The following is a 12,744-nucleotide window of genomic DNA, read 5'->3' on the forward strand; positions in this document are numbered from 1 at the left end:
CTTATGACGCAATACGGTTAGTTGTCGTTTTCTGTTCTACGGCATGCTGTTGTTCTGCCCAGTGATTTAACGTGCTTGGACTCACAGGATTTGCAATTGGATCTAAAAATACAGGTACTGGTCGTTCTGCTTCGTCGTTATAACTGGTGGTAAACAGTCGAACGCGATTCAGACAAATTTTCTCGAAACCTGGACGGAACATACTGAATTTTTCAATACGATCTGCCCATTCAGGATGTGCTTGATGAAATTCGTCGATCACGCTGGAGATGGTTTGCCAAAACTCAAGTTCTGTATGCTTTGGATAATCTTCAAGGAAGACATTACAGATATAGCGGTAATGCACCATGAATAAACCTGTAAAGATAAAGTGACTAAGTTCTTCAGCAGGATGGCGCAGTAAAATTTGCCCTTCAGGTGGTAAATTTTCGAGTTCAGGAAAATCTTCATCAACTAAATTGACATCATCAATAAAGTCCTTCAGCACCATTTTTTTCGGTAAGCCATTTTCATGGATCAACATGGTGTTTTCACCGTGCGGAGAAAAAGCTAATCCATATTTGTATAAGCAAATTAGTAGCGGTGTTACACAAACTTCGGCAAATCGTTTCAGCCATTGCAAAGGCGTCAAACCTGAAGCCTGAATCAACACGGATAAAATAGACTGACCATTTAGATCTCGATGCAACAATGCTGCTTGGGAAAGCGCTAACTGATGTTCACCAATACATGGCTCTACACTTTCGCGCCATAGGCAACCAAACAATTCTTTAAACTGGTAAGGCGCACCATCTATCTGATCAAAACATGGCTGTTGCAAAGTAAGACTTGCGACTTCACCCAAAAACTCCACCTGAGTTTTTTGCAGGTCTACATCATGATGTCGAATGTCCTTCAGCCAAGCGGTCACCGCAGGTGCAGCCAAATTTCGTTTTGAAGGCAAACCTCGATAGACCGCCGTATTAAAGATACTGACGGGTAACTTCACATAATGCCGTTCAGGATGACTGGTATTGCATAAGGTACGAATTGATTGCATTGGGACATAGTCATCTTGTCCAATGTCCAATTCTACAATGCGCTGATCAACGATTTCATTGGCATAGGTCGGGATTAACCACTGATGCCATTGCCATGCATGTACAGGAATAAAGTAATATTCAGCAGCATCTAAGGCTTTGTCCGCTAATTGCTGTTGAAAATCGTGTAATTGCGCTGAGTTCAACTCATGGCGATATAAACTTTGCGCATCCCAAGCCTCGGTCGAACGAAACTCAGCTAAATCACGATGAACAGCTAACCATAAGACTTTGACCGTTGGAGAAATCTCTGGTGCGGAGCTTAAATAATCATCATAGCCAAAGCCCATACGGCCTTTACTCATTATGAGCCAAGGGTGTCCACGCAACATGCCTTCAATTTGATAGTGTGGCGCTGACAAGACAGCCTGGCTCAGCAATCGCTGTTCATCAAATACATGTGCTTCTGCTAACCAAGTATTGTTCATTTCTTTAATCAAATAAGCCTTAGTAAAAGGTTTCACTTCAGCTTGATTTGAAAAAGCACGAATAAATTCATGTAGATTCCATGCGGGCTGTGCTGTCGAATCACTTAACTCGCGAACACTCCCTTCAACAATACGCCAATGCCCAAGTAGAAACTGAGTCGCTTTAAATTGATACGTTTTGTCATCCAGATTGAGTTGCCATGTGTTATTTTCCACTGGCTGAATCTGAATAATTTCTTCATATAAAAATTCAGCAATCGCCATTTCAATCAGTCTTTGCCCTGCACGGCGCCACTGCGTTTGATTTATCTGTAATTTTGCAAATGTCATTATAATTTCTCGAGTTTAACCGTATTCTGTTCTTGCTTATTCGGCATGGTCGTATTGCGGTTCATTGCATAGTTGGCAATGGTTTTTTTTACGGAAAATGGTCTTTGGATATTGGTTAGTGTTGATTTCTTCACAATGCCCATACTGTGCATTTCAGCATTTTCAATGGGTGAAAAATGTTGGAAACTTTGCGCTTGATCACCTAAATCGTATAAGTTAAAACCCAATAATTGATTGGCAATGACTGCTGCGCGGTGAGCACCCAACCCTAAATCAGGAGTCCCGACACCGTGACTATGCATTTCCTGATTTTGAACAAAAATTTCACCGACAGCGTCATGCTGTAGTCGGTAGTCCTGACTGATTTTCCAGCGGCCGAATTCATCACATTGAATCAGTGGTTTTAGATATTTGAGATATTGCCACTCTGGACTGCGATATCCCGTTGAAGCCACAACAAAGTCTGCATCCAGATAGAACTGTTCTGATGTGACTTTGTGCTGAAACTGCAAACGGATGCCCGCACCATGCGGCTCGGCAGCAACCAAACCCACCTGAGCATGTAAATGCGTCTGTTGAATATTTTGACCAATGCTCCGGTGATATAGTTTTTGGTAAATATCACGGATGGTTTTTGCACTGATGCCCTTATATAACAAACCTTGTTGCTTCAATAGTTCGGCTTTATTTTCGGGGCTTAGGTGATAAAAATGAGCAGTATAATCTGGACTAAAATGCTCTAAACCAAGCGGTGCATATTCCATCGGGAAAAACCCATTAGAACGGGTCAGCCAATGCAATTTAAACTGCGCTGTTGTGGTCTGATCCTGCAAATATTGACGATCAAACAAATCCATAAAGACTTCTGCCGAAGACTGGCCTGATCCCAGTACAACCACATTACCTTTCAAATGATTTAACGCTGCATTGCAATAATTTGCAGAATGTAAGCAACGCTCTGGATATTGTTGTTGAATATCTTTTAGACACTGTGGTAAATGCGGAACATTCCCCGAACCAATGACCAAATTTCGGCATTGATAACGTCTAAAACGTCCATCTTGCTCAACCATGACCTCAAAGCCTTGCTCTTGGGCATAAATGGCTTTTACGGTTGATTGATATTGAATATGCTCTAGTTGGTCTGCAACCCACTGACAATAATGGTTATATTCACGCCTAGGAATCTGCGCTTGTTCTAAAAAATAAAATTTATATAAACGCTGCTGTGCCTTTAAATAGTTTAAAAAACTAAAAGGACTGGTTGGATCAACCATGGAAACAAGATCAGCCATGAACGGCACTTGCAACACGGTATTAGGCAATTGCATACCCGCATGCCAGTCGAACTGTGGTTTCTTTTCAAAAAATTGATACTGTAAATGATTTTGCTTATGTAGCAAACTCGCCAAACTGAGGTTAAATGGTCCTAAGCCTATCCCAATAAAATCAAGCATATTGCACATCCTTCTGTTCGACACATAAAGGATTTGGCAACTGTACATAAACCGATTGCTGATCGACTGGGGCAATCAATTCATCCAACTCATACAAGCGTGTCAACAGATTGCCCTTATACGGCAAGGTTGGCTGATACAGTAATGAATGAATCAATGAACTTTCTGGATAAGCCTGATGTAAGTCCAACAGTTCATTTTGCAATATCGATATCAACACCTGTTCTGTGACATATCCAGTTGCACCAATTGCATTGATGATTCCAAATAAAGTATTACCAAAGAAATAATAGCTAAAGCGCTCATCGACAAAGGCTTTGGAACCCACGGCATGCGCTTTTTCTTGCAACTCTGGAAACGCGGTTAAGACTTCACCTGCAACTTCTTCAATATAGTAAAAGCCTTGATTGTCACGCAGCCATAGATATTTAGGCATTCCATGTTCAAGCTCAAGTAAGACATTTTGCTGATGTGATTCAAAGGCCATTCCGTATTGGTGATACAAATACATCAATGGTTTTAGACTAATTGCCAAAAATTGTTTAAACCAATTGATCGCAATGGCGCTTTGATCAAGTTCAGGTTGTTGTTTTGCGATTTGTTCAAATAAGGCATTAAAACGGCTTTTCGGCTGTGCAGGATGATCTTGGCACAATGACGCAATACAGCTCACCTGCTGCTTTTCACTGAAAGGCTGATCACGGAAGATGCAAATAGTTTCATCGACTATTTCATCATCTATGCTCAATGCCATCCAAGCAGGATCATTCACCGCTTTGAGCGTTGGGCATTGTTGTAAAATACGCTCACCAAGACTTGAATGCCAAAGTCGATGGGTCATTTCACCACGGTGGCATTCTTTAGCAAGATTGACTCGGATTGAATTGGTGATCATTACGGAAAGTGATGGTTTCAACATCCACGGCGCTGCAAAACTTGCCATAGTGCGTACCGAAGTTGTTGGTGAAAATGCCCAACCTTTCTCGCCAAAATCAATAATTTTTAATTTGGTTTTTAAGTTTTTAAACCATACTTTTGACTGTAAATAACGTGCTTGCCAAGGATGCAAAGGCAATAACTTATAATGCGAATAAGCATTCAGTAGTGCTTGATCTGTTTCTGATAAATGCCATTGCAATTCGCTTTTCAATTGCGCTGATACAGCTTGATCTAAAGCTGAACCTTCTTGAATATATTCTGGAGCAACCAACCAATAATGCAGTTGGCTTAGACCTTTGGCTTCTGGCGAATACCTTTGCCAATCTTCATGCACAAAACCAACCCGACTTTTCGGTGCAGGATGCATGCTGTGCCCTAAAATTAAAGCTTGTTCTGATTCAATGAAACTTTGTTCCGCTTGGACCAAGGCCTCAAAATCATGTTCACGCAGTGTCAAAAATTGAGTAAGCGCTTCACGACTTTCGATCCAACGCTCTAATATTGATGAAGCATCCAATGTATGACCTGACTCTTGTACGAGCTGTTCAAGTAATAAACTCGCGATCGCGGTGATACTAAATGACTGTTTCTGTCCCTTGTTAAAGACGTGTGGGAGATCTGCAAGACGATGTCTACCAACAAGGCTGACATAAGATAGTGGTACAAATAACTGTGATTGAATGCAATCTAAAGGGATGCATAACAACGTCAAGCCTTGGCTAAACGTCAATTGTGATGAATTCTGTTGATACTTTTCCAGTAAAATACCTTTACCGGTTTCTTGTGAGTATGCATTGACAAGATGCTGCATCGCCAAGCGATTAGCAAGCTCTTTCATCTGACCATATCCTCTATTTTTAAGCTTTTCCAAGCTTTGTCATGTAATTATGTTTCTTTAACTGTGCAAGTAATGCTTAGTACGCTGGCCAGCGTGAAACCATGTTAATGATAATCATTATTGTTAATAATTGCATTTTTGTGAAGATTTGCTACAGGATTGCAAATTTGGTCTTATCTCTATGTATTTAAAAATTAATTTTTTTGATATGAACTTTTCTGTTTTTATTTATACAATTTTCTGAAATGGAACTAAATGATAATTTTCTCATTTAGCATAGAACAAATAAATCATGTTGATTATTTTTTAGCCGCATTATCACATTGTGCAACTTAAACTAAAAACCCATGTCTATTACATGGGTTTTTATATTCTGCTTCCAACCGAGCTTTTATTTAAAGCAAGGTACAAAATGTACAGTTAACTTTTAATCATTGAAGACTTTACTAACACCATACTGACCATACATCCTTATTGCCAATAAGCATGTATTTCATAACAAACACCTACTGCTTTCTGATCTATATCTTCTATTCAGACTGGCTATACAGCATGAGTGATGAATATGTACTCAAACGATTTGGTTGAAATCAATCAATTGATTTAACAACCCAATCCAAAAACTTGTGCTTATCAAAAAAGTCAGGCGCAGCATTCGCAAATACACTTTTTTCTCTGTTGTTAAAGATTCCTTTGTAATAAAAAGACCTATCTGCGGTAAATTTTGACTCATCCCCTTCATGCAATTCTCTAAAGAAGATCGATAACTGCATAAATCGACTTTTAGACGCTAAACCATGTTTTTCTAATACAAAATTATAGATTTGCTCAATAATCGCTTTCGAATTTGAATAAGGCATTTTGTTGTCTCTTTATTAGATCGCACTTTCAAACTACAGCTTTTAAATTAAAATACAACTATTTTAGTCGGATTTTAAATACCTATTTTTTATAGGTATTTTTTACGTTTAAATATAATTAAGCACTGTTAATGAATGAGCCTCTAACATGAAGTTTTACTAAATTTTGCTTCTGTAGTCACATATGTTTTACATTTTTCAAAGCTAAAACCGAAACAACAAAAGTGTAGTCTTAGCTAGAACTTCCAAATTATAAATAATCAGTTGAAGTGAAATGAGCCGTATTAGTATGTACAAAATACGTATTAACCAAGATTAAAATGTTAAAAGTTTTAGCTGAACAAGGAATTCACCTAGATGCATAACAAAATTTTAAAGTTTATAAGTTTTCTCATTTTTAGCAGTATTTTAACAACAGGATGTAAATCTTCACCGTCTCCTCAGCAAGAATTAGATGTACAGGCAAATTTTTTCCCGTCTATGTTGAGAATTGATGGAAATCTCTTTGCCCTTGCGAATCAAACACCTCCTAATGATTTAACTATGGAATTATTTAAATCAACACTACTCAAAGCAACTATGTTGAGAAAATACGAAGTTGAAGCCAAAAATAATTTTAGTTTAGAAAAAAATAGAAATCCAATTGAGCTGAATTCAATGTGTTTGATGACAAAATTTCTTCTAAATAAATCATATATTCAAAAAGCTAATCTCAATCCTGAATTTTATGAAGATATTTACGGCTGGATTACAACAAAGAATAGTTCTTGGGAAAACTTACTTAAAGAGACTAAACCCGGAGAGTTCGAATATTCATGTGTGATTTCTCCTTCAAATATCCCCAATTAAGATGCGACATCGAACCACAAAGCCGCTCAATGCTGCTTCTGTTATTTTATAAATTTTGAAGTGGAAGGTATTCCCTCTAAATTCACTTAAATTTAAGTAGGCAAAAACGCATTTAGACATCTATCACATCAGCAAATTTTGCACCCAAAACTTTTGCTAAATCTTCGGGTTTTAAACCAATATCCAAACCACGCTTACCGCCACTCACATAGATTTTAGCTAAGTTTTGCGCAGAAGTATCGATCACAGTTTTTAAGCCTTTTTTCTGTCCAACTGGACTAATACCACCAACCAAATAACCGGTTAAACGCTCTGCATCTTTTGGGTCAGCCATTTTGAGTTTTTTACAGCCAAATGCTGTAGCCACTTTTTTCAAATTCAGCTGAAACTCCACAGGCAATACGGCAACAAAGTAATTTTTATCGTCCGTAACCATCAATGTTTTAAAGACTTCTTCGACCGTTAAACCAAGTTTTTCCGCAGCTTCCAAACCAAAACTTTTTGCTTCTGGGTCATGATCATATTCATGAATTGTAAAGTCGATTTTATTAGATTTTAAGAGTTTACATGCAGGTGTCATTGCTTTTTCGTCATTCCATTCGGACAACTAGGAAAACTCGATTATAAGCCTATTCTAGAAAGACCTGCGAACACTTTTATATTTTTCATGAACATGACTTGTGCAATAAGTTTGAGTTGAATACATTTAAACAAAGCAAAAATTTCAAAAAAATATGACAACGCTGACTCAAGACCTCATCCAATTATTATCTGTAGTACCCAAAGATCAGGGCTACTTTTTAGCACAAAGTAAACCTCTGTTTGGTGACCATATTTTTGGTGGACAATTACTTGCTCAGAGCATAGTCAGTGCATCCTTTACCTGTACACTCCCACTCCACTCTTTACATGCCAACTTTATTTCTGCGGGTCTTGCAAATTATCCCGTATTATTTAAAGTCGAAAATTTACGTGATAGCCATAGTTTTTCCACTCGACAAGTGACCGCCATACAGCATGGCAAACCAATATATATGGTGATGTTGTCCTATATGAATAACGAAATGGGTATGCAGTATCAAATACCTGAACCAGATCTGATCCAACAGTTTCCACCAAGTAAGCTCAAAGAGGAGCAATTCTATAAAGCACAAATCCAATCATCTATTTCACCTGAATATCTATCCACATTTTTACAGCCTTTTCAGCTTATATCTAAACCAATTGAATACGTGCTGACAGATTTTCCACTGTCCGATAAAGCTTCTGTCTTAAATCAAAATCAATATGCAGAATATTTAAAACTCCATGATGCCTTGGATGCACAATTTGACCAACTTCATATACATCAAGCCATTGCAGCATATTATTCAGACTATAATTTATATTCAACGGCGCTCAAAACTCATGGTTTAAATTATCTGTCTCCTGAACTCATCGCAACCAGCCTTGATCATTCGATGTATTTTCATCATGCCTTTAGGGTAGATGATTGGGTTTTCTATGAAATGAATACCACCCGAACCTCCCAATCACGTGGGCTTACTCATGGGCAAATGTGGCAAAATGGAAAATTAGTTGCAAGTACTACACAAGAAAACTTAATGCGTTATACAGGCAAATCTTGAGCCCTGTGACAATCTTTAACATTCAAATTCTTGTTAAGTTAAGCATCCAGCGTATAAAATTCATGCAAATCATACCGCTATAACAATAATATGCCTTCGATCTACCAGCTTAAGCCTGCATTTCAAAACTTACTGCGACCTTTGGTTAAATCACTTCATCATCTTGGTATTACAGCAAATCAAGTAACACTACTGGCAATGTTCATTTCGCTAGCTGTAGCATTTTTTATTTATATCTATTTCTCTCACAACGGTATTGGCATTTTACTGTTGATTTTCCCCGTGTGGATGCTTATTCGAATGGGCTTCAATGCCATAGATGGCATGCTGGCACGTGAGTTCAACCAACAATCCAAACTCGGTGCTTTTTATAATGAATTATGTGATGTGATTTCCGACTCAGCACTCTATTTTAGTTTAATTTGTTTTGCTTTTATTCAAGCCGAACTGCTAATTTTGACCTGTTTTCTCGCCATACTTGCTGAATATACAGGTGTGATGGCGCCATTACTGGGTCAAGAACGTCGTTACGATGGTCCAATGGGAAAAAGTGACCGTGCTTTTGTATTTAGCATCATCTGTATCGTGATCGTGACTTCTTCTATATTTAACTTCGGTTTAAATACACTGTCTCTTATCTGTAATTGTATTTTGATTATTATCATCTTTTTATTATTTATCACGATTTATAACCGCATTAAAAATAGCATTATCAACCCACAATAAATTTCATTTTTGATCGTCAGTCGATTCATTATTTTGAGAACAACACAATGTATAACAATACTCAGCATACCTTTACGAGCCATGATGGAACATCCTTGTTTTATCAACACTGGGAAAATAGCAATTTAAAAAACAACCGCAAGAAAAAAGCAGTGATTTTATTTCATCGTGGCCATGAACATTCGGGACGAATGGCGCATTTGGTCAATGAATTGAATTTGCCTGATTTTGATTTTTTCGCTTGGGATGCGCGAGGACACGGTAATACACCCGGTGAACGTGGTGATGCTCCTAGTTTTTCCGCATGCGTTCAAGACATTCAATATTTTGTTCAGCATATTGAACAGACTTACCAAATCCGATCAGAAAATATAGCAATTGTAGCTCAAAGCGTTGGCGCTGTTTTAGCCGCGACATGGGTGCATGATTATGCCCCTAAAATCCGTGCTTTATGCCTTGCCTCGCCTGCATTTGACATCAAACTCTATGTGCCTTTTGCAAAACCAGGCTTAACACTCCTCAACAAATTCGCTGGCAACTTTTTTATTAATAGTTATGTCAAAGCCAAAATGTTGACGCACGATACTGCACGTGCGCAGAGTTATGACACTGACCCGCAAATCGCTCGGGCCATATCAGTCCGGATGCTGCTGGGTCTATATGCAGCGTCAGATCGAATCGTTAAAGATGCACAAAATATTTTTGTTCCTACTCAAGTCTTATGTTCAGGATCTGACTTCGTGGTGCATCAAAAACCACAATTGGCGTTTTATCAAAAACTCCCACATCCAATGAAGGAATTTCACGTCTTAGACGGTTTTTATCATGATACTTTGGGTGAAAAACATCGAAAAATCGCCACAGATAAAATCCATCGCTTTATTCAACAATGTTTTAAACAACCATATTCCGCACCTAAACTTTTAGATGCCGATAAAATTGGCCCAAGCTGTGCAGTTGCTGAAACTTTAAGTTCAACGCTTCCAAAACATTCTTTAAAACATGCATTTTGGAGCTTAACCAAACAAAATCTTAAAATTGGTAGTCTCTTTTCCAAGGGTTTAAAAATTGGTGAAGTGACAGGATATGACTCTGGCAGCACCTTAGATTTTGTCTATCGTGATCAATCAGAAAGCCAAAATGCTCTCGGTAAAATCATCGATCGACAATATTTAAATGCGATCGGTTGGCGTGGTATTCGCGTTAGAAAACAAAATATTGAAGCATTATTAACGAAATATGTCTCTAAATTAAATGATGCTCAACACGCAGTACGGATTATGGATATTGCAGCAGGCCATGGCCGATATATTTTAGATGCCGTACAAAAACTGCCTGAGCAGCCTGAATCCATCCTGCTCAGAGACTATAGCTCGATCAATGTACAAGCGGGTCAAGCAATGATTGAGCAAAGAGGTTTTAGCCAGATTGCCAAATTTGTAGAAGCGGATGCATTTGATACCACTTCTTTAGCCAGTGTTGAACCTAAACCCACTCTAGCCGTGGTCTCAGGTTTATACGAATTATTTAGTGATAATGATTTACTTAGACAGTCCTTATCCGGCTTAAGCCAGGCCATTGAGAAAGATGGTTATCTCATCTACACAGGTCAAATTTGGCATCCGCAACAAGAGTTTATCGCCCGTGCTCTGACCTCACATCGCCAAGGAGATGCATGGGTCATGCGTTTACGCTCACAAGCAGAAATGGATGCCCTGGTTGAGCAAGCAGGATTCAAGAAAATCGATCAAGTTATTGATGAGTTTGGTATTTTCACCGTTTCCGTTGCACAAAAAATTTAAGCTTGGACGGTCAATCTTATGCATAAACTGGATACGGAAACAGGAACTTGGAAATACGGCCTACTGTGTTTGGCATTTCTGGCACCTTTTTTCTTCTTAAGTTATGGTTTTGCCAATCAATACGCTGCTGGCTTAGCTTCTGTTCCTATTATCGTCTTTGAATGGGAAAAATATATTCCACTTTGGCCATGGAGTATTGTGCCTTATTGGTCGATTGATCTGTTCTATGGATTGTCTTTATTACTTTGTTGGAATAAGTTTGAATTAAAACAACATGTCCTGCGACTATTTTCGGCACAAATCCTTTCAATCAGCTGTTTTCTACTTTTTCCGCTACGCTTTAGCTTTGAACGCCCCGAACTCACAGGTTTTTTCGGGTTGTGGTTTGATGTCTTGATGGGTTTTGATAAACCCTTCAATCAAGCACCTTCCCTGCACATTGTACTACTGGTGATTCTTTGGGATTTTTACCGTCGGCATAGCAAAGGCAAACTAAAATATCTGGTAGATGGTTGGTCCTTTTTGATCGGTCTCTCGGTTCTAAGCACTTGGCAGCACCATTTTATAGATATCCCAACGGGTTTATTGGTCGGCGCCTTATGTTTATGGCTTTTCCCGATGGCTGGCTCTGCGCCATGGGTTCAAAATAAACAAAGTCGGCTAAGTTTAAAGCACATTAAAATCGGCATCCTTTATCTGTTTGCTGCCTTATTTTGTAGCGCAATCGCACATGCAAAAGGTTGGTGGCTTTGGCTGCTCTATCCTGCAAGCAGTCTGCTTTTAGTTTCGTTTGCATATTTATTCAATCGCCCCCATTTTTTTCAAAAACTCAGTCATGGTGATATGACCATTGCTGCAAAAATATTGTTTGCGCCTTACTTTGTATTTGCTTGGATCAATAGCCGAATCTGGACCTATCGCCATCCAGAAGATTCTAAAATCATCAAAATCAATCAGAGTTATATTTATTTAGGTCGCTATCCGTCCAAACAGGTCATGCAACAATATGATGCTTTACTCGATTGTTGCGCAGAATTACCCACTTATCCAAAGTGCTCCTATGCTCAAAACTTGAGTTTAGACCTGATTCCTTTACAGGCCAATCAGCTGCATAACGCTGTAGAGTCTTTAGAACTACTCTTGAAATCTAACAACAATGATGAAGCACAAAACATCTTGGTCTTCTGTGCTTTGGGATATTCACGAAGTAGTGCTGTAGTTGCCGCATTATTATTGAAACAACATCCTGAATATTCAGTCGAAGATGTTTTACGAATTATTCGCCATAACCGTCCTTGGGTTGTTCTTAAAGCACCGCAAATAAAACATTTAAATACATATCGTTTGAAACTTAAAGGACTTGCACCATGAATTTACAACTTGTGGTGCTGTCAAAGTTGTTGCAATCTACCACAGGGTTGCTCATCTCAGCTTATGTGGCAGCGATTCTCACGCTCTGGCTCATCATCCAGTTTGGCAATGTGATGCTATTCGATTTGCTATATGTATTAATTTGTCTAGTGTTGCTCGGAATACAACATTATTTAAGCTTGAGAATCAAATTTGATTCGGCACTTTTAGCCACTGTCGCTGAATGCAGCCAAACTCAAAGCCTAGAACAAACCACCAAAGAGTTGGACTTAAGTTTAATTAACCTAAAATTAATGCCTGCAAATAAATGTGGTCGTGCATGGGAGCTACGTGAATTAGGTTGTCTAGCTTTATTTAAATTGCAGATCGTAGTCCTTTGCTTGCAATACTTCGCTTTCATCTGCATATTTTTACTGTATAAATAATTCACAATAATT

11 protein-coding genes are annotated in these 12,744 nt (G+C 38.5%); 6 read left to right on the plus strand and 5 right to left on the minus strand.

What is annotated here, in order from left to right; all coding sequences use genetic code 11:
* Position 1: 1 nt before the first annotated feature.
* The 4 genes from B1202_RS12830 to B1202_RS12845 all read right to left on the minus strand — a co-directional run bounded on the left by B1202_RS12830 (position 2) and on the right by B1202_RS12845 (position 5,931).
* Entirely contained in the window at positions 2–1,837 is a 1,836-nt protein-coding gene (locus B1202_RS12830; protein WP_078191001.1) for an IucA/IucC family protein, read from the minus strand.
* Positions 1,837–3,294 carry a lysine N(6)-hydroxylase/L-ornithine N(5)-oxygenase family protein gene (locus tag B1202_RS12835; protein WP_078191002.1) on the minus strand — a complete coding sequence of 486 codons (1,458 nt, stop codon included), beginning with the start codon at positions 3,292–3,294 and terminating at the stop codon, positions 1,837–1,839. The genes B1202_RS12830 and B1202_RS12835 overlap by 1 nt, the downstream gene beginning before the upstream one ends.
* Positions 3,287–5,071: an IucA/IucC family protein gene (locus B1202_RS12840; protein WP_078191003.1), complete on the minus strand. Its 1,785-nt coding sequence runs from the start codon at positions 5,069–5,071 to the stop codon at positions 3,287–3,289. The genes B1202_RS12835 and B1202_RS12840 overlap by 8 nt, the downstream gene beginning before the upstream one ends.
* 590 nt (positions 5,072–5,661) lie before the next feature.
* Positions 5,662–5,931 (minus strand): hypothetical protein, encoded by a 270-nt coding sequence (locus tag B1202_RS12845; RefSeq protein WP_078191004.1) that lies wholly within the window; start codon positions 5,929–5,931, stop codon positions 5,662–5,664.
* A 357-nt stretch (positions 5,932–6,288) separates the two neighbouring features.
* Here B1202_RS12845 and B1202_RS12850 point away from each other — a divergent pair, with 357 nt between their 5' ends.
* Positions 6,289–6,780, plus strand: coding sequence for a hypothetical protein (locus B1202_RS12850; RefSeq protein ID WP_078191005.1), 492 nt, complete (start codon positions 6,289–6,291; stop codon positions 6,778–6,780).
* 112 nt (positions 6,781–6,892) lie between these two features.
* On the opposite strand, the gene ybaK is transcribed toward B1202_RS12850, so the two are convergent.
* The gene (gene ybaK, locus B1202_RS12855; protein ID WP_078191006.1) at positions 6,893–7,360 is read right to left on the minus strand and encodes a Cys-tRNA(Pro) deacylase; all 468 of its coding nucleotides are present in this window, start codon (positions 7,358–7,360) and stop codon (positions 6,893–6,895) included.
* Between the two features lie 154 nt (positions 7,361–7,514).
* On the opposite strand from ybaK, the gene B1202_RS12860 reads away from it, so the two are divergent.
* The 5 genes from B1202_RS12860 to B1202_RS12880 all read left to right on the plus strand — a co-directional run bounded on the left by B1202_RS12860 (position 7,515) and on the right by B1202_RS12880 (position 12,732).
* Positions 7,515–8,408, plus strand: a complete 894-nt coding sequence (locus B1202_RS12860) for an acyl-CoA thioesterase (RefSeq protein ID WP_078191007.1) — start codon at positions 7,515–7,517, stop codon at positions 8,406–8,408.
* Between the two features lie 90 nt (positions 8,409–8,498).
* Positions 8,499–9,134, plus strand: coding sequence for a CDP-alcohol phosphatidyltransferase family protein (locus B1202_RS12865; RefSeq protein ID WP_078191008.1), 636 nt, complete (start codon positions 8,499–8,501; stop codon positions 9,132–9,134).
* Between the two features lie 47 nt (positions 9,135–9,181).
* Positions 9,182–10,936, plus strand: a complete 1,755-nt coding sequence (locus B1202_RS12870) for a bifunctional alpha/beta hydrolase/class I SAM-dependent methyltransferase (RefSeq protein WP_078191009.1) — start codon at positions 9,182–9,184, stop codon at positions 10,934–10,936.
* Positions 10,937–10,954: 18 nt separating this feature from the next.
* Entirely contained in the window at positions 10,955–12,307 is a 1,353-nt protein-coding gene (locus tag B1202_RS12875; RefSeq protein WP_078191010.1) for a phosphatase PAP2/dual specificity phosphatase family protein, read from the plus strand.
* Entirely contained in the window at positions 12,304–12,732 is a 429-nt protein-coding gene (locus B1202_RS12880) for a hypothetical protein (RefSeq protein WP_078191011.1), read from the plus strand. Before B1202_RS12875 ends, B1202_RS12880 begins: the two co-directional genes overlap by 4 nt.
* Positions 12,733–12,744 lie beyond the last annotated feature (12 nt).

The sequence above is a fragment of the Acinetobacter amyesii genome, from assembly GCF_002018365.1.
GTDB classification, from domain to species: Bacteria; Pseudomonadota; Gammaproteobacteria; order Pseudomonadales; family Moraxellaceae; genus Acinetobacter; species Acinetobacter amyesii.